This window comes from Actinomycetota bacterium, assembly GCA_030776625.1.
In the GTDB taxonomy this organism is placed as follows: Bacteria; Actinomycetota; CADDZG01; order CADDZG01; family WHSQ01; genus MB1-2.
In genome coordinates this window covers 174,831-195,656 of record JALYHL010000003.1, presented here as the reverse complement: position 1 = coordinate 195,656, position 20,826 = coordinate 174,831, and the positions used below count along the sequence as shown (strand labels likewise).

At 67.6% G+C, this 20,826-nt stretch carries 19 protein-coding genes; 1 reads left to right on the top strand and 18 read right to left on the bottom strand.

All coding sequences use genetic code 11. The features are described 5' to 3' along the window. Window positions 1-25: 25 nt before the first annotated feature. The 7 genes from aroA to trpS form a co-directional block, all read right to left on the bottom strand. On the bottom strand, window positions 26-1,321 hold the full coding sequence (aroA, locus tag M3N53_07070) for a 3-phosphoshikimate 1-carboxyvinyltransferase (GenBank protein MDP9068091.1): 1,296 nt from the start codon (window positions 1,319-1,321) through the stop codon (window positions 26-28). A gap of 32 nt (window positions 1,322-1,353) precedes the next feature. Next, window positions 1,354-2,448, bottom strand: coding sequence for a prephenate dehydrogenase (locus tag M3N53_07065; protein ID MDP9068090.1), 1,095 nt, complete (start codon window positions 2,446-2,448; stop codon window positions 1,354-1,356). 19 nt (window positions 2,449-2,467) lie between these two features. Continuing rightward, entirely contained in the window at window positions 2,468-2,833 is a 366-nt protein-coding gene (gene aroH, locus M3N53_07060) for a chorismate mutase (protein MDP9068089.1), read from the bottom strand. A gap of 156 nt (window positions 2,834-2,989) precedes the next feature. Continuing rightward, on the bottom strand, window positions 2,990-3,718 hold the full coding sequence (locus tag M3N53_07055; protein MDP9068088.1) for an rRNA pseudouridine synthase: 729 nt from the start codon (window positions 3,716-3,718) through the stop codon (window positions 2,990-2,992). Next, on the bottom strand, window positions 3,715-4,278 hold the full coding sequence (scpB, locus tag M3N53_07050) for an SMC-Scp complex subunit ScpB (protein MDP9068087.1): 564 nt from the start codon (window positions 4,276-4,278) through the stop codon (window positions 3,715-3,717). The genes M3N53_07055 and scpB overlap by 4 nt, the downstream gene beginning before the upstream one ends. Then, window positions 4,275-5,066, bottom strand: a complete 792-nt coding sequence (locus M3N53_07045) for a segregation/condensation protein A (GenBank protein ID MDP9068086.1) — start codon at window positions 5,064-5,066, stop codon at window positions 4,275-4,277. Before M3N53_07045 ends, scpB begins: the two co-directional genes overlap by 4 nt. A 176-nt stretch (window positions 5,067-5,242) precedes the next feature. Further along, window positions 5,243-6,265 carry a tryptophan--tRNA ligase gene (gene trpS, locus M3N53_07040; protein ID MDP9068085.1) on the bottom strand — a complete coding sequence of 341 codons (1,023 nt, stop codon included), beginning with the start codon at window positions 6,263-6,265 and terminating at the stop codon, window positions 5,243-5,245. A gap of 60 nt (window positions 6,266-6,325) precedes the next feature. Here trpS and M3N53_07035 point away from each other — a divergent pair, with 60 nt between their 5' ends. Then, window positions 6,326-6,982, top strand: coding sequence for a site-2 protease family protein (locus tag M3N53_07035; protein ID MDP9068084.1), 657 nt, complete (start codon window positions 6,326-6,328; stop codon window positions 6,980-6,982). A gap of 1,068 nt (window positions 6,983-8,050) precedes the next feature. Here the strand turns inward: M3N53_07035 and M3N53_07030 are convergent. From M3N53_07030 to murJ, 11 genes are all read right to left on the bottom strand, one after another. Further along, a complete protein-coding gene (locus tag M3N53_07030; GenBank protein MDP9068083.1) occupies window positions 8,051-8,419 on the bottom strand; it encodes a hypothetical protein in 369 nt (122 codons plus the stop codon). Then, window positions 8,388-9,305 (bottom strand): AAA family ATPase, encoded by a 918-nt coding sequence (locus M3N53_07025; GenBank protein ID MDP9068082.1) that lies wholly within the window; start codon window positions 9,303-9,305, stop codon window positions 8,388-8,390. The genes M3N53_07030 and M3N53_07025 overlap by 32 nt, the downstream gene beginning before the upstream one ends. Window positions 9,306-9,661: 356 nt before the next feature. After that, window positions 9,662-10,846 (bottom strand): phosphopentomutase, encoded by a 1,185-nt coding sequence (locus M3N53_07020; protein MDP9068081.1) that lies wholly within the window; start codon window positions 10,844-10,846, stop codon window positions 9,662-9,664. A gap of 7 nt (window positions 10,847-10,853) precedes the next feature. Continuing rightward, the gene (locus M3N53_07015; protein MDP9068080.1) at window positions 10,854-11,204 is read right to left on the bottom strand and encodes a TraR/DksA C4-type zinc finger protein; all 351 of its coding nucleotides are present in this window, start codon (window positions 11,202-11,204) and stop codon (window positions 10,854-10,856) included. Window positions 11,205-11,227: 23 nt separating this feature from the next. Next, a complete protein-coding gene (gene xerD / locus M3N53_07010; GenBank protein ID MDP9068079.1) occupies window positions 11,228-12,154 on the bottom strand; it encodes a site-specific tyrosine recombinase XerD in 927 nt (308 codons plus the stop codon). 14 nt (window positions 12,155-12,168) lie between these two features. Continuing rightward, window positions 12,169-13,281 (bottom strand): alanine dehydrogenase, encoded by a 1,113-nt coding sequence (gene ald / locus M3N53_07005; protein MDP9068078.1) that lies wholly within the window; start codon window positions 13,279-13,281, stop codon window positions 12,169-12,171. Between the two features lie 24 nt (window positions 13,282-13,305). Beyond that, window positions 13,306-14,961, bottom strand: coding sequence for a CTP synthase (locus M3N53_07000; GenBank protein ID MDP9068077.1), 1,656 nt, complete (start codon window positions 14,959-14,961; stop codon window positions 13,306-13,308). A 148-nt stretch (window positions 14,962-15,109) separates the two neighbouring features. After that, window positions 15,110-15,955: a hypothetical protein gene (locus M3N53_06995; GenBank protein MDP9068076.1), complete on the bottom strand. Its 846-nt coding sequence runs from the start codon at window positions 15,953-15,955 to the stop codon at window positions 15,110-15,112. Further along, a complete protein-coding gene (locus M3N53_06990) occupies window positions 15,952-18,165 on the bottom strand; it encodes a hypothetical protein (protein MDP9068075.1) in 2,214 nt (737 codons plus the stop codon). Before M3N53_06990 ends, M3N53_06995 begins: the two co-directional genes overlap by 4 nt. Then, the gene (locus M3N53_06985; GenBank protein MDP9068074.1) at window positions 18,155-19,252 is read right to left on the bottom strand and encodes a glycosyltransferase family 4 protein; all 1,098 of its coding nucleotides are present in this window, start codon (window positions 19,250-19,252) and stop codon (window positions 18,155-18,157) included. The genes M3N53_06990 and M3N53_06985 overlap by 11 nt, the downstream gene beginning before the upstream one ends. Next, entirely contained in the window at window positions 19,249-20,817 is a 1,569-nt protein-coding gene (murJ, locus tag M3N53_06980) for a murein biosynthesis integral membrane protein MurJ (GenBank protein MDP9068073.1), read from the bottom strand. The genes M3N53_06985 and murJ overlap by 4 nt, the downstream gene beginning before the upstream one ends. Window positions 20,818-20,826 lie beyond the last annotated feature (9 nt).

Below are 20,826 nucleotides of genomic sequence, written 5' to 3'. Positions count from 1 at the left end.
GCGGGCCTGTCTATGGATCTCACCGTCACCGTCTGTCGGTCGCCTCCCCGAGCACGTCCAGGAACTCGGGGAACGACGTGTCGACACAGCTCCACCCGGCGATCCTGACGCGGTCGGACGCGATCAGGCCGGCGACAGCGAAAGCGAGAGCGATCCGGTGATCGCCGACGCTGTCTATGTGTCCGCCGGTCAAGCTGGTCGGCCCACGCACGATCAACCCGTCCGGTAGCTCTTCCGCGTCCGCTCCGAGCTCGCGCAGACCGGCAACGAGCGCCGCGATGCGATCCGATTCCTTCACGCGCAGCTCCCCGGCGCCGGTGAACGACGTCTCGCCTTCCGCCTGCGTCGCCACGATGGCGAGAGCCGGGATGTCGTCGATCAGCGACGGGACCCACTCCTCGGGCACGGCGATGCCGCGGAGCGAGGCGGCGCGCGCCCGCACCGTTCCGAGCGGCTCGCCGAGAGAAGATGCGGACTCGATCGCATCCACCTCCGCACCCATCATCCTCAAGACGTCCAAGGCCGCTCGGCGCGTCGGGTTCAGACCAACGTCGAGCAAGTTCAGGTCGGATCCCGGAACCAGGGCCGCAGCGGCGATCAAGAACATGGCTGACGAGATGTCGCCCGGCACCAGACCCTCCAAGCCGTGTGGGCGCTGGCCCCCCCGGACCGACGCCGCGCGGCCCTCCGACTCGACGTGGATCCCGGCGGAGGCCAACATCCTCTCGGTGTGGTCCCGGCTCCGGCGCGGCTCAGACACCCTCGTGACGCCCGCGGCATTCAGCCCCGCCAGCAAGAGAGCAGATTTCACCTGGGCGCTCGCCACCGGCAGCTCTACGTCCACCCCGGTCAGTGCGCCCCCCCGGACGGTGAGCGGAGCGAGATCTCCGTGGTTGCGCCCGTCGATCCGCGCCCCCATCTGACGCAGCGGAGCTACCACGCGCAACATCGGCCGCCGTCTCAAGGAGTCATCCCCCGTGAGAACGAAGAGCCCGTCGGCCCCCGCGCACGCGCCCGCCATCAGCCGCATCGTGGTGCCCGAGTTGCCCGCATCGAGGACGGCTTCGGGTTCACGGAAGGCCGCTCCACCGACCCCCTCCACCTTAGCTTGACCCTTCATCTCGTCCAGCTCGACCCGAACACCCAGCCGACGGAGAACCTCCGCGGTCGAGTGCACGTCGGCGCCGAAGTTCGGGCGCCGGACACGCGAGCCGCCGGCGGCTAGGGCACCGATGATCAGGGCGCGGTGCGAGATCGACTTGTCGCCCGGGATGGTGACGTCACCCCGCAGCGGCCGGGTCTTGGTCCGGAGTCTCTTCATCTATATGTCACCTTGTAGACAAGATCACGGCATCATGCGGGCCGGCCGCGCTCGACGCGATATCCGAGCGTACGCAGCCTCTCCGCCAGGTCTTCAGCGGGCCGCTCCCCCGCCACGATCAGCTCGAGCCGGCCTCTGCCTCCCTCGGTGGAGTGCACGATGCGCAGATCCTCGATGTTCGCGCCCAGACCGCCCGCGGCGGTCGTGACCTCCGCCAGAACGCCCGGGCGGTCGAGGATCGGTAGAGACAGAGCCACGGGTACGTCATGCATCTGCGGCTTCGCGAAGAGCTCCATCCGCGCCTGACGGGCCCGCCCGAGAAACGCCGCCAGATCCCCCCACCGCTCTTCTCGCAGTGCCGTCGCGACCTCCACGAGGCCACTGGAGAACTCCTCCAAAGCCTCGAGCACGGCTACACGGTTGGACCGAAGGATGCTGACCCACATCCCCGGATCGCTCGCCGCGATCCTCGTGACATCTCGGAAGCCGCCGGCAGCCAGCCCGAGCAAGCTCTCTTGGTCCTCGGCCGCGACCGCGGCGGCCACGATCCCGCTGGCCACTACCTGTGGAAGGTGGCTCAGCCGCGCCAACAGCCGGTCGTGCGCATCGGGCTCTATGGCAATGGGGCGGGCGCCGAGCGTCGCTGCCAGGGCACTCGCGGCCCGGTAGGCAAACGACCTCGTGGCGGCCGTCGGCGTCAGGATCCACCACGCATCTTGGAAGAGCTCGGCATCGGCGGCGGCGATCCCGTGCCTTTCGGAGCCCGCCATCGGATGGCCACCGACGAACCGGGCGCCGAGCAGCGCCTCACATTCTTCAACGACACCTGCTTTGGCGCTGCCCACATCCGTCACCACGGCATCTGGCGCCAGCGTGTCCAGCATGCGGGCGCAGACATCAGCGGTTGTGTCGACGGGGGTGGCAACGACCACGAGGTCCGCAGCCTGCACCGCCTCTCCGACCGACTCCGCCACCTCGCTGAACGCACCCCGCTCCAACCCCGCCCGCCCCGCGTCCGGATCAGTGTCGAACGCCACCACGTGAGGCGGCGGCAGGGCGGCGCGGAGTCCGAGGCAGATGGAGCCTCCGATCAGACCCGTCCCTACGACGGCAACCCTCTTAAACATCTAACCCTCTACTACAGCGCTACTCATCGAGGAGGTCCGTCCTCAGGGACCGCGCCTCGTTCAGGTACACGTGACGCAGCTCGGCCCGCGACAACGGCGTGTTCAGGTGCATCAGGACCCGGATGCAGCGGCGGGTGGCGCCGGGGACGTCCAGCTCCTGCGCGCACAGCAGGGGGACGTCTGAGATGCCCAGAGCGCGCGCCGCGGCCGCGGGGAAGTCCGCCGTCAGATCCGACGTGGCGGTGAATACGACGCTGATTAGGTCATCCGGGTGGACGGAGTTCCTCGCCAACATCTCGCCCAGCAGCTCCCGGGTCGCGGTGGCGATCGCGGTGGGGTCATCGGCCGTCGTCGTGGTCGCCCCTCGCAGAGCTTGTACACCCATCGATCCAGCGACTCCTCAACTCGTTTATTTGTCTACATATCGCCCCTACGCCGACCGCCGGGGCGCAGGCCCGATCGCGCACACTGCCGCCGGGCTGGAACTGGAGATATGTCGACAAGTAGAGGCTGTTCGTACAAGAGACTTGTCTACAAGTACCTACAGTCCCGCCGCGCGATATAGCGCCCGCACCTCCGCGGGCCCCAGCTTCCGGTACGTACCCGGCTTGAGCCGGCCCAGCTTAAGGGGACCGATGGAGGTACGCACCAGGCGGCGGACGGGGTGCCCGACGGCCTCGAACATCCGCCGCGCCTGCCGGTTGCGACCTTCCTTCAGGACTAGCTCTACCACGCTCGCCGTTGCGGCCCGTTCCAGCACCCTGGCTTGGGCGGGTGCGGTCGGACCGTCCTCCAGCTCGATGCCGCGAGCGAGCAGGCGGGCCGTACGCGGTGTCACGCTCCCCTGGACCTCCGCGACGTAGGTCTTCGAGACGCCGAAGCGCGGGTGAGTGAGGTGCAAGGTGAGCTCTCCGTCGTTCGTAAGCAGCAGAGCCCCTTCGGTTTCGAGATCCAACCGACCGACCGGCCACACGCGCGCCTCGGTTTCGATCAGGTCGACCACCGTCGGACGCCCTTCGGGATCGTCGGCAGTAGAGACCACGCCAGCTGGCTTGTTCAGGAGATAGTGGACGAGATCCTCCTGGAGCGGAACTAGGGAACCATCAACCTTTACTAGATCCTTCGCGGGATCGATCCGCTGCCCGAGGGAAGCTCGTATGCCGTTGACCTCGATCCGGCCGCGCTCGATCATCTCTTCCACCGCTCGGCGAGAACCTACGCCGGCGCGAGCGAGCACCTTCTGCAGGCGTTCGCCTTGGGCCTCGTTCACGCTCCGGGCGAGAGCCTCGACTCCATCTCCTCGACGGCTTCGGTGGTGGGCATGAACCCCACGAGAGGTGGGAGCTCGTCGACGGACCTCAGTCCCATCCGCTCGAGGAACTCGTCGCTCACGGTGAACAAGGAGGGAGCGCCGGGGCCGAGGTCGCGCGCGCTCTCGGAGATGAGGTTCCGCTGGAGCAGGGTCCTCACGACGCGGTCTGAATCCACGCCTCGGATCTCGGCTATCTCTGCCCTGGAGACGGGTTGCTTGTAGGCAACGACGGCTAGAACCTCCAGCGCCGCCCCCGACAACCGGCCCCGCCGGTGCCCCAGGACGAACCTCTCCAGCCACGGCGTGGTGTCGGGGCTGGTGTACAGCCTCCATCCCGCAGCGCTCTCGCGCAGAACAAAACCGCGCTCCTGCAGCGAGTACTCCGCGCTCAGGTCCTCGAGGAGCGCGTGGACCTCGGCAGCGGACCGCTCCAGGACCTCCGCCATCATCCCGGCGGGCACCGGCTCGTCCGCCACGAGGAGGATGGATTCGACGATCTTTCTCTCCGACGGCGTCACCGGTCACCTCCCGCTTCGAGCATGTATTCCTCCGCCCCCTCCACGATCGTCTGGACGTCCATCTCGCCTGTCCACGAAGCCGTGATGTCACCGAAGCGGTCCGCTTGTTGCAGGTCGATCGCGCCTGCCTTGAAGAGCTCCAGGAGCGCCAGGAAGCGCACCACCACCTCGATGCGCGTACGCCCGTGACCGCACAGCGAGCGAAAGCTCGCCCGCCCCCGCTCACCGAGCCCCAGGGCGAGCTCAGCGATCGCATCGCGCACGGACTCCCTTACCGCAGCCACATGAGACGTATCCAACTCCTCCGCCGGGGGCCCAGGAGCCAGCGCCCGCGCCGCGGCGCGGGCGAGATGTGATCCAGTGAGCCCCTGCAATGGATCTGGAACCAGGTCGAGGAGGTGGGGCTCCAGGGCAGCGGTCCGGCCGATGAATCCCTCGCCCGCGGTGAGCTGCGACGACAGCCACGCCCCCGCCTCCCGGAACGTCGAGAGCTCGACCAGTTTCGCCAGCAGCAGATCTCGCTCTTCGAGTAGCCGCGGGTCGGTTTCGTCGCGGTTTGCCTGCGGCAGCAGGCGAGCCGACTTCAGCTCGAGCAAAGTCGCCGCGATCACCAGGAAGCCCGTCGCCTGCTCGAGGTCGAAGCCTTCGAGGTCATCGAGCACCCGTAGGTATTCCTCCGTGATGGCCGCAAGTGAGACCTCGTAGATATCCACCCGTTGACGCGTGATCAGCTGGAGCAAGAGGTCGATGGGACCCTCGAACACCTCGGTCTTGACCTCGTGAACCACGCGACATCTCCCTCGTAGTTGTCGACTTATCGACACGTCGACCGCGGCCTCGCGTTGCCCGTCAACCCTATCGGCGCCCGCGCCCGGTGCGCCGGAAATCCGCCGGAGCCGGCGGCACGCGCCCTGGTGGGACGCCCCGGGGCGTTCGGCCTGCGCGACTGGCCGCCGGCGGTTCTCTACCCGCGAGGCACCAGCCCCGTCTTGGACCTCACGTCCGCCATCGTGTCTTCAGCGACGGCAGCCGCGGCCTCGGCTCCGCCCGCCAGCAGACGCTGCGTCTCGGCACCGTCCGCCATCAGCTCCGAGTAGCGCTGCCTGATCGGAGCCAGCGTCTCGACCAGCACCTCCGCCAGGGCCGCCTTGAACTCGCCGTAGCCGCTGGACCCGAAGCGCTCCTCGAGCTCAGCCACAGCGGTGCCGCTGGCCAAGGAGAAGATCGAGAGAAGGTTCGACATCGCCGGCTTGTCCTCGGCCGCTCGCACCTCGCGGCCCGAATCGGTGACGGCGGACCTCACCTTTTTTACGATCACGTCCGGAGGGTCGACAAGCTGGACCACCGAACCAGGTCGCTCCGCCGACTTGCTCATCTTCTGCGTGGGGTCGTCCAGAGCCATGATTCGGGCTCCGGTCGAAGGGATCCAAGCCTCGGGCAGCACGAAGGTCTCTCCCAGCAGGTTGTTGAACCGCTGCCCGATGTCTCTCATCAGCTCGACGTGCTGTCTCTGATCCTCACCCACCGGGACCCCGTGCGCCCGGTAGAGCAACACGTCTGCGGCTTGCAAGACGGGATAGGTGAAGAGCCCGACCGCCACTGACTCCGTCTCGCCCTTCGACTTCTCCTTGAACTGCACCATCCGGCGGAGCTCCCCCATCCGGGCGACACAGCTGAGGATCCACGCGAGCTCCGAGTGGGCCGCTACATGCGACTGCACGAACAGGACCGAGCGCTGGGGGTCGATGCCGCAGGCCAGTAGCTCCGCCGCCTTTGCAAGGGTCGCCCGCTTCAGCTCGTCGGGATCCCACGGAAGCGTCATCGAGTGCAGGTCGACGATGCAATAGAAGGCCTCGTGCGCGTCCTGGTTGGACACCCAGCTCCTGATCGCGCCGTAGAAGTTGCCGATGTGGGCCTCGCCCGTGGGCTGGATCCCGCTGAACAATCGCTTCTTCTGGCTAACTATCAAGTTGAGCTTGACCCCCACTGCGCGCTGGACGAGGCCCGATGGAGAGGGACTCGAAGGAGGCGCCTACAATACCGGCCCATGATGTCAGGCCCCCTCGGGCTGCTCCAGGGCGGCCTCCCCGGTTTGATTGCGTTCGTCCTGCTCGCGGGCGCACTCGTGGTCGCTATAGGGCTGCACGAGTACGCGCATGCGCTCGCGGCAGATCTTCAGGGGGACCGGCTCCCTCGCGCGATGGGACGACTAACGATCAATCCGTTACGGCACCTGGACCCGCTCGGCACCGTCCTCATCTTCATCGCCGGGTTCGGGTGGGGTAAGCCCGTGGAGTTCCGCCCGGAGGCGCTGTCGTCACGCCGGTTCGGCGCCGCGATCGTCGCGCTGGCCGGGCCGATGATGAACATCCTGCTCGCCATCTTGGGCGGATTCCTGTACCGCTTGTCCCTGCTCGGGCCGGAGCTTCAGTTCCTCGACCTCTTCCTGCAGCAGTTCATCTTCATCAACGCGGTCCTGGCGGTGTTCAACCTGATTCCAGTCCCGCCGCTCGACGGGTCGCGCCTCCTGACGATCTTCCTGCCGCCCAGCAAGCAGAAGATCATCTATTTCCTCGACCGCTACGGCTTCCTCATCCTCTTGGTGGTGGTCTTCCTAGGACCGCGCACGCTGTTCGACCCGATCATCGACTTCGTGATCCGGGTGGTCGGCACCCTCACCGGCCTGACCTACCTGCCGAGCTGACCCGGAGACTTATCTACAGGTCGACAAGTCGATGATGCGATAAGCACGGGGGCGCCGCGGCCGTAGCTGGTACGCCCAGGCGCCACCCCGCCCCGGCGGCGGCGGCCGGGGATCGCTGGAACACGGTCGGCGGGCGCCTGAAGGGCTCGCTCCGGGCAGGCGGCACGGCCATCGCGAGGCGGCCCCCGCTCCGGGCGGCCGGCGCGGGCATCGCCGTCACGCTCGGCGGGCGCCTGATCGGCGCCGGCCTCTCTCCGTTCCGGGCCACGCGCCTTGTTGGTTCGGCTATCGACGACGTGGCCCTCCACGACGGCCCGCTCAAACCCGTACACGCCGCCGCCTCCGCTCGTAAACGGCCGCCCCTCCGCCGTTGCAGAGGTCTGCGTCCGGGGAGGGGTGATCTCTATGGGGAAGAGGACCGGGTCGGGTTCCGGAGGGCGCCTCGGTTTTGCGCCCGGAGTGTCCCGGGCCGGTCCTCCACCCCGGCCTGCGCGGGTGGAAGGCGACCGTCCAACGCGAGGAACGAGACCTGGACGTATACGTGAGGCTTAGCTCTCCTCAGGCGATCCCGATCCGGGACGCCGAGCTGGTGTCGCGTGTCGGCCCACCGTAAGCGGGTACCTGCGGTCAAAGCCCCGTGGTCTCGAATTCGCGTCTGACCCGACCCCGACGCGGTTCCACCGACCGGTCGGTCCCTTGCGCCGCCCACCGCGGGGTCGTCTCTATAGTGATTTGAGTACTTACCTATTCGGATACAGAACTACAAGTCAACTAGGTGATGATGCCGCTGAGCTGGGCCCGTCGCCAGACAGACGGGGGGACACGTCAGCTTGGAGATAAGTTCCTCTGTTGATTTGTTGACTCTGTTCATGGTCGCCCCTGCGGCTCTGCACAGGCTCGTGACGCGAGGCCGCCACTGGTGCTCCACACGGCCGGCCGGTCGGAGTGCAGAAGGACCCCGTGGGGACAGACGCCGATCGAGGCCCACCTCTCCCCTTGCGGCCGTGCGTGTCGACGGGCCGCCGGCGCCCACAGCGCCCATCTGTGCGTGAGGTAGAGCCTTACTGTTTAGTCGCTCAGGCGACGCAGCAGGATCGAATCGTCGGAGCGCGCGTCGAAGTCCTCGAGCACGTAAGCGAGGGCGGCGCGAACGATCCTGCCTCGGTCCGCTGCGATGCCATGCTCCGCTCGCAGCTTCAATCTCGCCCTCTCGAGGCCCATGAGGTCGTCGCTGGTGCAATAGAAGGTGATCTTCTCGTCATGCCGAGGAGCGCGACGAGCAGGCGCAGAGGGCTCCGGCGCCTCCGGAGCGGCTACTTGTAGCTTTGTCGACTTAGTTTCTTGTGGTCTTTCCTCCGCCTCCGGGCGGCTGCGCTCTCCACCGCTGGTCCTGCGGAAGAGCTCTTCAGCTCCGGGCAAGCTCGCGCGACGAGACACGGCTGATCACCTCCATGGCTAGCTTCCGATAGGCGGCCGCACCGGTCGAGGTGGGGGCGTAGGTCAGGATCGGCTCCCCCGCCACCGGAGCCTCTGCGAACCGGATCGTCTTTCGGATCTTCGTGTCGAAGATCCAGGATCCGAACGCATCTTCGACCCGCTCCAGGACCTCGCGGCTGTGCACGGTCCTGTTGTCGAACATCGTGGCCAGGATGCCGTCGATCTGAAGTCGCGGGTTCAGTCGCTCCCGGATCCTCTCGATCGAGTCCATCAGTAGCGCCATCCCCCGGAGGGCGTAGTACTCGCACTCCAGCGGCACGATGACCCCGTCCGCGGCGGTCAGAGCGTTGATCGTGAGCAAGCCTAGTGACGGCGGGCAATCTATAAGGATGAAGTCGTACTTGACCCTTAGGGGCGCCAGCACCCGCATCAGGGTTTGCTCCCGCGCTACCTCCTGCACCAGCAGCAGCTCCGCGGCCGAGAGGTCGATGTTCGACGGCAAGAGCTCGAGGTTCGGCACCGACGTCTTCAAGACCACGTCTTCGACGGCACAGGAGCGATCGAGCAGGGCGTTGTAGACCGACAGATCCAGGCTCCCGGGCTCGATCCCGAGGCCGAGGGCGCATCCACCTTGGGGGTCGAAGTCCACCAGCAACACGCTTCGGTCCAGCTCGGCCAAGGCCGCGCCGAGGCTGATCGTCGTGGTGGTCTTGCCCACGCCGCCCTTCTGGTTCGCCAGGGCGATGATCCGGCCCTGGCGAGACGCGGGGCCAAAGCCAGGTGAAGATCCAGGCGGCGGCGTCGTCGCAGTCACCGATCCCGCCGCCGAGGGCGCCGCGGAGCCGGCCTTTGCCGCGTCTGGCTCGGTGACGTCGGTCTCTGCCACGCGTCCTTCCTCCATGGCACCTCCGGGAATGTCTAAGGAAACTTATCTACAAGTTGCTAGGCGCCTCGGACGTTACCCGCGCCACTGCGGCGGCACAAGGAAAACTCTTCGCGACCCGCGACCAAAACGGATGCATCCTTCGCCGACCCGCGGGCGCCCCGCTGTGCTCGGTGGGCAGGACGAGATCACAAGACGCAGGACCTCCTCCCCTTCCGAGTGCCTGTCTGGGGAAATCGTTGTGGCGAACCGTGGCGGCGGCACGGCCCGGCCGCTGACCGCGCGGGAGCCCCCGCCCCGGCTCGAGGCGACTCTGTAAGCGCGGAGTCGGTCGCGTAGACGGTGGCAGAGGCGTTGGGTCAGCGCAGCAGCAGCCGAGCAAAGGATTCGCCCGGCGTGCTGGTTGGGACCCCTAGCATCTGTGCGACCGTGGCGCCGAGGTCGCTGAAGCTTCCTCGTCGCCCGATGGGCACGCCGCGATGCAACCTGTCCCCCACCGCAAGCAGCGGGACCACCTCGCGCGAATGGTCGGTCGACGCGGTCGTGGGATCGTTCCCGTGGTCCGCCGTGATGAACAGAGCATCCTCCGGCCCCAGCGCCGTCATGATCGCCGGCAGCGACGAATCGAACTCCGCCAGCGCCTGTGCGTAGCCGGCCGGGTCGTTGCGGTGCCCGAAGGACTGGTCGAAGTCCACGAGGTTCGCGAAGACCAACCCGCTCCTGACCGCGCGGAGTTCGTCCGCGACCGCGACACTCCCGTCCGCATTGGAGAGCGTAGGCCGGGATGAGGTGACGCCGCGGCCGGCGAAGATGTCGGAGATCTTGCCGACACCTCGCACCTCGAGGCCCGCCGCCGAGATCTCGTCCAGAACCGTGGCTGCCGGAGGTAGAACAGAGAAGTCGTGCCGGTCCGGGGTTCGCACGAACGCTCCGGGCGTGCCGCGGAAGGGCCGTGCGATCACGCGCCCGACCTCGTGCGGTCCCCTCATGATCTCGCGCGCTATCCGGCACAGCTCGTACAACCTCTCGAGCGGGATCACATCCACGTGGGCGGCTATCTGGAAGACGCTGTCGGCTGAGGTGTAGACGATCGGGTGACCGGTGCGTAGGTGTTCCGCACCGAGGCGCTCGATGATCTCGGTCCCCGAGGCGGCGACGTTTCCCAACGAGCCGGTTCCCGCCTCGCGCTCGAACGCCTGGATCAGGTCCGCCGGGAACCCGTCCGGGTAGGTCGGGAACGGCCGATCCAGGATCACGCCGGCTATCTCCCAGTGCCCCGTAGTGGTGTCCTTGCCGGGGGACCGCTCGACCATGGAGCCATAGTTGCCCTGGGGCGCGTCGCTCGGCTCGACGCCTTTTATGTCGACGATGTTCCCGAGGCCCAGCCGCTGGAGGTTCGGGAGAGCCAGGCCCCCGACGGCCTCGGCGACGTGAGGCAGAGTCGCGGAGCCCTCGTCTCCGAACTCCGCGGCGTCGGGCGCCTCGCCCACGCCGACAGAGTCGAGAACGATCAGACCTACTGCGCGGAGCGGCTCAAACGACACCCGGGCGTCAGCCCCCCTTCTGTTTGCACCCCACGCAGAGGGTCGCGGTCGGGACGGCTTCAAGCCGCTCCGGAGGGATCGCGCTCCCGCAACGATCACAGGTTCCGTAGGTGCCCTCCGCGATCTTCTCCAAAGACACGATGATGTCCGCCCGGCGGCTCCTCATCTGCTCCACGAGCGTGATCTCCTGGGAGCGCTCTGCCGTCACCTGCGCAGAATCGGCGAAGCCCTCGTGTCCGTCGACGGAGATGTTCTCGTCGCCCTCCAGCTCGACGCCGTGGTCGAGAAGCTGCCTATCCACCGCCGTCTTCTCGGCCTCCAGCCGAGCGCGTGCCGATTCCAACTGTTCCTGCTCCATCGTTGTCCCCCTCGTGCCTATGTTCAGGTTCGAGCCCGCGGATGGGAGGAGTAGTAGACCTCCCGCAACTTCGAGTCGCTCACGAGCGTGTAGACCTGAGTCGTCGCGAGGCTCGCGTGACCGAGTAGGTCCTGCACCACCCGTATGTCCGCACCCCCGTCGAGCATGTGGGTGGCGAACGAGTGTCGCAGGGTATGCGGCGAGACGCGATCCTCCATACCTGCCAGCTCAGCGTAGCGCCTCAAGATCTTCCAACAGCCCTGCCGGCTGAGCCTGCCTCCACGCGCGTTGAGGAACAAGGCGGCACCCGGTGAGAGCGCCTTACGGGAAAGGCTGGGCCGCACTGCCGTCAGATAGTCCCCGATCGCCGAGCGCGCCGCTCGGCCGATCGGAACTCGCCGCGACTTCCCGCCCTTACCGCCTCTGATGAGGACCGAACCCTCGTCGAGGTCGACATCGTCGACATCGAGGTTGACGAGCTCCGAGATCCGTAGGCCGGCGCCGTAGAGGGACTCGAGGATCGCGCGGTCACGCCGCCCCAGGTTGTTGCTGGGTGGCAGCTCGAGCAATCGCTCGATCTCGTCGATAGCGATGGCCTTCGGGATAGAGCGCGGCCTCTTCGGCGCGCCCACCCGGGCGGTTGGGTCGGACTGCGAGTGCCCCTCGCGCACCAGGAACCTGTGGAATGCCTTCAGTGAGACCAGCATCCGGGCGACGGACGACGCGCTGTAAGACCCGCCGTCGACACCGCTGGATCGGAGGTGTTCGAGGTAGAGAGTGAGATCGTCCCCGGAGGCGGCATCGGCCGCTATCCCGCGCCCCTCGCAGAACCTCTGCCACACGGCCAGGTCTCTTCGGTACGCCGAGATCGTGTTGTCCGCGAGACCTCGCTCGAAGCGCAGGTACGTGAGGAACTCATCGATCCACCGCGAGGCGGTCTCGACCCCCATCGAAGACGCCGCTTCTAGATAAGGGACTCGAGTGCCACAGAGGCAACCCCGTGGGCCTCCGCCACGGGCTCGTACACGATCTGGCCTTGGAGGACGTTGACCCCCTTCGCCAAGGCGGGGTCGAGTCGAACCGCCCCGGCCAGACCATGGTCGGCGAGCGCCACCACATAAGGAAGCGTCGCGTTCGTCAGCGCGTACGTAGAGGTGTGAGGGACGGCACCCGGCATGTTGCCGACGCAGTAGTGCACGACGTCGTGGACCACGTATGTCGGGTCGGAATGAGTCGTCATGTGCGAGGTCTCGAAGCAGCCGCCCTGGTCGATGGAGATGTCGACCACCACCGAGCCGGGCTTCATCTCCTTGATGATGTCCTCCGTCACGACCGTGGGCGCGACGGCGCCCGGGACCAGAACCGCCCCGATGACCAGGTCAGCCTCGGTCACGACCTCTTCCACCGCAAGGCGGTTCGACGCGAGCGTCAGGATCTTCCCCTGGTGGATCCGGTCCACGTCTCGGAGCTTGTTGATGTTCTTGTCGAGGATCACGACCTCGGCCTCCATGCCCTGTGCGATCCAGGCCGCGTTCATGCCGGACATCCCGGCCCCGATCACGACCACGCGGCCGGGGCGAACACCCGAGACGCCGCCCAGCAGCACCCCCCGGCCCCCATGCTCTCTCTCCAACAGCTTGGCTCCGGCTTGTGGCGCCATGCGTCCGGCGACCTCGCTCATCGGAGCCAGCAGGGGAAGGGAGTGATCGGGCAGCTCGACTGTCTCGTACGCCACGCCCGCGGTGCCCGACTCCATAAGAGCGCGTGTCACAGGCTCGCTAGCAGCGAGGTGCAGGTACGTGAACAAGATGAGGCCGTCGCGCAGCCGGTGGAACTCCTCGGGGATCGGCTCCTTCACCTTCAGCACCATCTCAGCCTCACCGAAGACGGTGTCGGCATCGGGCACGATCGCTGCGCCCGCGCGCTCGAAGTCGGTGTCGGGGATGCTCGAGCCGAGCCCTGCGCCGCGCTCGATGATCACGCTGTGACCGGACACCACCAGCTCGCGCACACCCGCCGGAGTGATCGCGACGCGGTACTCGTTGTCCTTCAGCTCGCGTGGAACCCCGACCCTCATGAGGCTAGACCTTAGACGTTTCCGCTAGGAAGAAGCCGGTGCGGTCTCGTCCACCCGCACCTCGGTGACGCGGCCGCCGGCCGCACGTCCAGCCAGAGCTGCCCCCACGAAGTCGCGGAACAGCGGGTGAGCCCTATCGGGACGACTCTTGAACTCGGGGTGGAACTGCCCCGCGACGAACCAGGGGTGATCCGCCAGCTCGATGATCTCGACCAAGGTCCCGTCCGGAGACTCACCGGAGCACACGAGTCCCGCCTCTTCCAGCTTCCGGCGCAGCCGGGGGTTGACCTCGTACCGGTGGCGGTGGCGCTCGTACACGAGCTCCGCGGCGTAAGCCCTCGCCGCCTTCGAGCCCGGCTTCAACTTGCACGGGTAGGCCCCCAGGCGCATCGTTCCGCCCATCCGATCGAGGTCCTGTCCCGCCAGGATGTCCACCACTGGGAATCGAGTGGTGGCGTCGAACTCGGACGAGTTGGCGGCGTCGAGCCCCGCCACGGCCCGGGCGAATTCGATGACGGCGCACTGGAGCCCTAGACAGATGCCGAAGAAGGGGATGCCGTTCTCGCGGGCGTATCGGACAGCCTGGATCTTGCCTTCGATACCCCGCACGCCGAAGCCGCCCGGGACGAGGATGCCGTCTAGGTGCCCCAACGTTTGATGCAGGTCTGCCGTCTCCAGGTCATCGGCGGCGATCCAGGCGATGTCGACCTTCGTGTCATGAGCGAACCCCGCGTGCTTGAGGCTCTCGACCACCGACAGATAAGCGTCCGGCAACGTCACGTACTTGCCGATGATCCCGATGCGCACCTGGTCGGTCGCAGAATCGATACGGGAAACGAGCTGGCGCCACTGCGCCATGTCGGGCTCCCCCTGCACCTCGAGCCGCAGGCGATCCACCACGATGTCGTCGAGGCCCTCGGCCTGCATCACGAGGGGGATCTCGTAGATGTTGTTCGAGTCCACGGCGGACACGATGGCGTCCGTGTGGACGTCGCAGAGCAGCGAGACCTTCCGTTTCAACCCCGGGCTGATCGGCCGGTCGGAGCGGCACACGATCGCGTCCGGGTGGATGCCGATGCTTCGCAGCTCGCGGACCGAGTGTTGCGTCGGCTTCGTCTTCAGCTCTTCGGCCGGGCCCATCCAGGGGACCAGCGTCACGTGGATGTAGCAGGTTTCGTCCCGGCCGAGCTCCGTGCGCAGCTGGCGGATCGCTTCCAGGAACGGCAGTGACTCGATGTCACCTACGGTTCCGCCGACCTCGGTGATCAGCACGTCCGCGCCCGAGTCCTCCCCCAGCGAGCGGATCCGTTCCTTGATCGCGTTCGTGATGTGTGGGATGACCTGAACGGTGTCTCCGAGGAAGTCGCCGCGACGCTCCTTCGCGATCACGTTCGAGTAGACCGCCCCCGTGGTCACGTTGGAGGCGCGGAAGAGGTTCTCGTCGATGAAGCGCTCGTAGTGCCCGAGGTCCAGGTCGGTCTCGCCGCCATCCTCTGTAACGAACACCTCGCCGTGCTGGAAGGGGTTCATGGTGCCGGGGTCGACGTTGATGTAGGGGTCGAGCTTCTGCATCATGACCCGGAGCCCGCGCTCTTTGAGAAGTCGTCCGACCGAGGCGGCGGTCAGGCCCTTTCCGAGGCTCGAGACCACGCCACCCGTCACGAAAACGTGCTTCGCCACCTGTCCCATCCCTCCCTTGGACCGCTGCTCTAGGTCCTCGCATGGCCGAACGACGGTGACGACCCCCTAAAACAACAACACGCCGGACCAGCCGGCAGGCTTCGGGGGGAAGTCGTCCCAAGCTAGCACGCGCGCCGGGCCCCCCGGCTCATTTCCTCCCTATCCGATCGACCGCATCCAGCCACGGCGTCCTGCGGATCGCTTCTGAGAAGGACCACCGCTCGGAAGCGGCATTCAGGGCGAGGAGGAGGGTCACGGCGATCCAGCGGCCACCGTTGTCCAACGAGACTGCGAGGCCAAGCCCCGCCGCCCCTCCGAGCGCGTTCGCGCCCGCGTCTCCGAGCATGCCTCGCTCTGCGAGATCCACGGGCAGACAGACGAGCAACGCGCCGACCGCGCCCGCAACCGCGATCGACCACTGCACGTGGCCCAGCGCCATCAACGGGGTCACCAGCGCGAGCACCACCTTTCCGGCCCGGCCTGGGGCGCGATCGAAGAGGTTGATCGCGTTCGCCGTCAGTGCGACCAGCAGCCCGGTGGCGGCCGCGCTGCCGAGATCATGTGCGTATAGCAACAAGCCAGCCCCGGCTCCTGCCAGCGCGCCCGCGAGGATCTTGCCCACCCCGCCGGTCAGGCGTCGCGCTCTGAGGGCAGAGAGATGCCCCGCGAAACCGCGGTCGACCTCATCCCCTCGCAGATCATCCGCGAGACCGGCGCCCGCCAGCACGACGACCACGAGACCTGCGGCGAGAGCGATCCGTCCCGCCGGCACCGGCCACCACCCGGCGGCGGCTACCGCAGCGAGGCCCGCGAGGACGATGAGGCCCGCGGCGACGATAGGAGCGCCCAGCACAGCCGGAACCGCCCGCCCATTGACGTTGGTTCGAACGAGCGCAGCGGGAGGGCTCGCGAGCACGCGGCGCGTCACGACCCAGGCGCATCCATAGCCGGCCACCGCGGCCGCGATCAACGTGGCCAGGTGCTCGATCGTCATGCAGCCGTTCCTTCATGCGCGTTACCGGCTGTCTCAGACAGCGGGGCAACCGCCACCGGCACGAGATAAGAGAACATCATGGCCGGGATCACGATGCCGGAGTCGTTCACGGCATACCCGAGGACGGCCATCACCAGGCCTCCCAGCAGCCCCGCTCGTACCTTCGGGTAAGTGCGCGACAGCCACTGCCAGCGCGGCCGCAGCAACAGCCACGCGAGGAGCATGAGAGCCGGGGGGACCAAGAACGTCCAGATCGTGGACCCCAGCACCCTCAGGTTCGTGCGGATCTTGCGCATGATCGCATCCGCGAAGACACTCCCGCCCCCGCTCCTCACATCCTCGAACAACCGGGCGAGGTGCGTCCGCGACTCCTCCGGTCGCGATAGGTCGAGGGCCAGGAACAGCGCCAACACCACGACGCCGCCGGCCGCCGCGGCCACGAGCGCCCGCCACGTAGGCCTCTTGCCGGCGAGCAGCAGCCACGCGATCCCGAGCCCGGGCACCAGCGCGATCGCGCCGCCCACATCGCTACCGAACTGCGGCGCGCCGTCGACGACGACCGTGAGGGCAAAGATCGCCCCGACGAAGGTGAGGGACCGCGTGGTGGCGCCCCACCTGTGCACGATCAATGCGCCGGTCAGCAGGCTGGTTGCCGACAGGATCGCGAAGCCGATGTTCCCGATCCCCGCGAAGCGACCGGCAACGATGGGCGAGTAGCTAAAGACGGTGTTGAGCTGAAGGGGCGCACCGAGGACGAGGTCGACGATCAGGGAGGCGAAGGTCGATCCCACGACCACCAGCAGTCGATCCAAGGGTGCGCGGACCGCGAGGTTCACCGCCACGACGACAACCACCGCGACCCCGATCAACAGGGCGCCGTATGCGAGCGCGCCGATCCGGTAGCCCTGGATCAACCCGGCAAGATACGTCGCCAACGGGAACGCAGCCAGCAACAGCGCGGCACTTTGGAGAGCCGTGCCGCCCCGGGACCGCCCTCTTCCCCTACTCCTCATCGATCGCGTCAGCACCAACACCGCGGCCGCGTAGACCAGCAGCTGGAACAGCACGAACCCCGTTGAGACCGGTGTCCGAACGCGGTCGATGAAGACCGCCTCGCGGTCGAGGTCTACGGCATCCGCCACCCGAGCCTCGACCGAGGACGCCGGTTCCGCAGCGAAGGCGCGTCCCAGCATCGAGGTCGGCCTCGGGATGCCTAGATGCTTCAGGACCGTGGGGGCGATGTCGGGCAGTGTGACGATGCCGTGGCGCCGCGTAGAAGGGGAGATCAAGGAGCTACCGGCGGCGAACCCGGGACCGTGGACGACCGCGACTCCGAAGTGGATGTCCCGATCCCAGCGCGGTGAGGCCGGCGCCGCTACGACGAGCAGATCGCGGGCTGGGTCCAACGCCTCGATGACCTCTGCAAGGAGGTCGTCTGCGGCGAGCAACGCCTCGCGACGATCGTCCGCGTGCAGGGCGGGGTTGACGGCGGCAGCGGAGAGCTGATCGGCGCGGATCAGATCTCCGTGGTCGATCACCGCCACCGCGCACGGGTCGTTCAGCACTTCGTCGACGTAGCGGCGGATCACCTCGTCGTCCGTCCGAACCCGGTACGGCGAGCCCGTGCTGGGCGAGAGGAGGTCGCTCCCGGTGGCGGCCAGGGCAACCTCGCCTGAAGCGTCCATCGCGGCCAGCGCCGTATAGCGCGCGAAGCCGAACGGACGCGGGGGCGGAGCGCCTACGTCTGCGTTACCGATCGCGGCGATGCCTCCCGCAGCCGTGCGGGCTTCATTGGCGACCGCCTCTCCGAACGCACCCGGCTGCGCGACGGAGTACCCCTCCTCCGCCGCCAGCTCGTCGATCGCCTCCACGCCCGGAACGGTCACCGGCTGCAGGCCGGCATGCTGTGCTCCATAAGGCTGGGAGGATCCAAGCGGGACGTCGACGCGCGTTCCCGCGCCGATCGTGGCGAAGCCCGAAGCGTAGGTGGTAACGGACGCGTTCGTACGCACCGACATCGAGCCGACCGCTCCATGTGCGGCGAGCTCGAGCAGGGTCGGCGGTTGCACCGCCATCACCTCCTCCCACGTCACGGTGGGCAGAGTGAAGATCACGGCGCGTGAGCAACCCTCCTGAGCGCTCGCGGGCGCGGCGGTGAACGCCACTGCTGCGCTGAGGAGCGCTACCGCCGCCGCTCCCCTAAGTCGCATGGACGCCGTCCCGGTAAAGGGTGCTCAGACGCTGCAACATCGCGGTCGTGGAGAACCTCTCGACGAGCGCCTCGCGCGCTCGGGTCGCGTACCGCTCCCTCAGCTCTGGTGAACCACACAGCTCCGCGACGGCAGCCCGCAGCCCGGCGGAGTCGCCCGCCGCCACCAGCCGCCCGGTCTCGCGGTCGGTGATGACCTCGCTCATCCCGCCGACGTCGGTACCTACCACCACGGTGCCGAGCAGGATCGCCTCTTGAACCGAAAGCGGCACGCCCTCCCATGTCGAGGAGAGGCAGAAGACATCAGCGGCCGCGACTACATCCGCGACGTCGCCTCGGAAGCCGAGGAAGCGGACGTCTTCCTCGAGGGCCAGGTCCGCAACCCGCTCGCGAAGCTCGCCCTCCAGCGGACCTTCGCCCAGGACCGCGAGCAGGGGGCGGGGGCTCATCCCGGCTACGGCCTCGAACATGACCGGAAGCGCCTTCTGGGGCGCGAGTCGTGCCACCGTCACCAACAAGCAGCGGTCGGCCGATCGGAGGCCGAGCTCGGCACGGACCTCCGCCGTCGCTCGCCGAACCTGCGGAGGATCCCCCACCCCGAGATACAGAACCTCGACTTTGTGCGCGGAAGAACGCGCCGCAGCGACCAGGTGAGCGGCTATGTCCCTCGATACCGCGAGCGTCCTGTCGCTCAAGCGGACCACCGCGGGCTCCGCCAGTCGGTCGATGGGCGCGCGGCGTCCCGCGATGTCATCGCGAACCAGGTTGTGCACTGTCACCACGACCTGCGCAAGCCCACGCGCCGCCACAGCGGAGTCGATCCCCGCTCGCAGCCCGTGGGCGTGGACCAGGTCGTACCGGTGCTCTTTCACCAGGCCGCGCAGCTTCGCGATCGCGGGCCCGTGGCCGCGGAGCCCATCGGGAACGACCAGGTCCAGCGACGGCTTCGGCATCGGGATGGGGAGGTCTGGCGGGCACGCCACGTCGATCGTCAGCCCGTCCCGCCCGTCGAGCGCGCCCGCGAGCTGCGACACGTGCCGCGCTATGCCTCCCGCAGAACGTCCGAGCACTTGGAGCACGCGCGTCACCGGGATGACCTCACGACGAGGCGACGGACGCGGCGTAGCTCGGGCGAACGGAGAACCACCATTCCGGCGAGATAGACCACCGCTCCCGCCGCCGCCACCGCGGCGACGTTCGCCGCCGACGCGAGCTTCCCACCTTCGGGCACGACGGCCTGGGTCGCCGCCATCATCGCCGCCGCCACCGCAGACATCGCCGCGGCTCGGGCGACGGCGGTCCGCAGGCTGCGCCCACCGGCGTCCCCCCACCGCGCAGAGAAGCGGCGTGCCAGCGCCCACAGCGCCAGCGCGAAACCCACGGAATGTCCCAGGGCCAGCCCCGCGACCGAATAGCTGTCCGGCAACGCGAAGAACGCTGCCGCGCCCACGGCGCTCGCGACCGCCACCGCTACAGCATTTACGAGGGCGGGCGTCTTGGCATCCCCGAGCGCATAGAAGGCACGCGTGAAGACCAGGAACGCCGAGTAGGTCGGAAGACCGATCGCGAACGCGCCGAGAACACGCGCCACCTGCTCCGCGCCGGCGTCCGTCATCACCCCGTATTGCAACGTCAGCCGCGTCAGCGGCCCTGCTGCCACCAGTACGAACGCGCCGATGGGGAGCAATAGGAAGAACAACATCGCGAGCCCGTCGCCCAGACGATCCTGGAACTCGAGGCTCTCTTTGCGCGCGGCGTGCTCCGACATGGCCGTAAACAACACGTGGAATATGGGGATCCCGACAAGAGCATGTGGCAGATAGAAGAAGGTGTAAGCCCACTGGTACGCGGCCACGCCGCCCTCGACCTTGTTCGCCAACAAGAGGACGACGATCAGTCCCGCCTGGTATCCCCCTGCGTACCCGAGCGCCCACCCGCCGATCCGGGCTCCTCGCCTCACTGCCGGATGAGAGATATCGACGCGGAACGCGAACCTCCACCCGAGCCGCCTCAGCTGCGGGATGAGGACGACGGTCATGGCGACCACACCAGCAGTCGTGCCCGCGCCCAGCAGGAACACCTCGGCGCCTGAGATACCCCCCACGGTAGGAGGATCGTCGCCGCGCATCGCCGCGTAGCCCAGGTATACGCCGATCACGACGATGTTGTTGAAGATCGGCGCCACCGCCGGCAGCGCGAAGCGCCGGCGGGCGTGCAGCGCGGCGGTCATGATCATCCCCGCGCCGTAGAAGACGATCTGTGGCGCGAACAGCCGTAAGAAGCTGGAGCCGAGCGCGATCTCGTCGTTGCGCAAGGCCTCGTCGGTAACGCCGACCGTCAGCAGGCGCATGATCAGGGGCGCTGCGAGAGCAACCAACACCGCCATCAGCACCAGGACGACCAGAGCGGCCGACGCCAAGGCGTTCGCCGCTTCCCACCCCTCTTCTTCCTCGCCCTTGACGAGATAGTCGACGAAGGTCGGAACGAACACCGAGGTGAGCACGCCTGCAGCAACGAGCTCGAAAATGATGTTTGGAGCGGTGTTCGCGGTCTGGTAGGTGTTCGCCAGGAACGTCGTGCCCATCGCCGCGGCGACGACGATGACGCGAACGAACCCGGTGACACGCGACAGCGCGGTCGCCGCGGTGATCACCGCGGCGCC

Bases quoted from the DNA above. Each gene is read 5' to 3' on its own strand.
- M3N53_07015 (MDP9068080.1), bottom strand. From the start codon at position 11,204: ATGGAGCAGGAACAGTTGGAATCGGCACGCGCTCGGCTGGAGGCCGAG.
- xerD (MDP9068079.1), bottom strand. From the start codon at position 12,154: ATGGGGGTCGAGACCGCCTCGCGGTGGATCGATGAGTTCCTCACGTAC.
- aroH (MDP9068089.1), bottom strand. From the start codon at position 2,833: ATGGGTGTACAAGCTCTGCGAGGGGCGACCACGACGACGGCCGATGAC.
- M3N53_06995 (MDP9068076.1), bottom strand. From the start codon at position 15,955: ATGACGATCGAGCACCTGGCCACGTTGATCGCGGCCGCGGTGGCCGGC.
- M3N53_07065 (MDP9068090.1), bottom strand. From the start codon at position 2,448: ATGTTTAAGAGGGTTGCCGTCGTAGGGACGGGTCTGATCGGAGGCTCC.
- ald (MDP9068078.1), bottom strand. From the start codon at position 13,281: ATGAGGGTCGGGGTTCCACGCGAGCTGAAGGACAACGAGTACCGCGTC.
- M3N53_07035 (MDP9068084.1), top strand. From the start codon at position 6,326: ATGATGTCAGGCCCCCTCGGGCTGCTCCAGGGCGGCCTCCCCGGTTTG.
- aroA (MDP9068091.1), bottom strand. From the start codon at position 1,321: ATGAAGAGACTCCGGACCAAGACCCGGCCGCTGCGGGGTGACGTCACC.
- M3N53_06990 (MDP9068075.1), bottom strand. From the start codon at position 18,165: ATGCGACTTAGGGGAGCGGCGGCGGTAGCGCTCCTCAGCGCAGCAGTG.